The organism is Bradyrhizobium sp. Kon58, from assembly GCF_055807455.1.
Map to the genome: position 1 here is coordinate 1 of NZ_JBVVOT010000247.1, position 341 is coordinate 341.

The 341-nt window shown below is 61.6% G+C and carries 2 protein-coding genes; one reads left to right on the top strand and one right to left on the bottom strand.

Annotated features, from left to right (window positions below; all coding sequences use genetic code 11):
- Positions 1–92 (bottom strand): 4Fe-4S binding protein (locus AC0L20_RS40320; protein WP_473295720.1); only part of this gene is annotated, 92 nt, incomplete at its 3' end.
- Between the two features lie 7 nt (positions 93–99).
- On the opposite strand from AC0L20_RS40320, the gene AC0L20_RS40325 reads away from it, so the two are divergent.
- The coding region (locus AC0L20_RS40325; protein ID WP_473295719.1) for a hypothetical protein at positions 100–341 on the top strand (242 nt) is incomplete at its 3' end.

Genomic DNA, 341 nt, shown 5'->3' on the forward strand with positions numbered 1-341 from the left:
CCAATGATGGCATCCACCGGGCAAGCCTGGATGCATTTGGTGCAGCCGATGCATTCGGCCTCACGGATATAGGCGATCTGGGCCAAGCGCATTGCCCCCGTGGCAGCGGCACACACCGATGCCCTTCAGGCCGCGCAGGATGCCGCGATCAAGCAAGCCAAAATCCGCGTTGCCATGAGCCGCGCTCAACTGCACAAGTCCCTGAAAGCGTTTGGGCATCCGCCGACTTTTGAGCAACAGTCGCAATTGATTATCCTGCAAAAGCAGTTCGAAGCCTCGGAGCAGGCGCTCGCCGCATTGGAAGGCAACAGCCCGCCGACGCCGCCGACCACCCAAGGCCC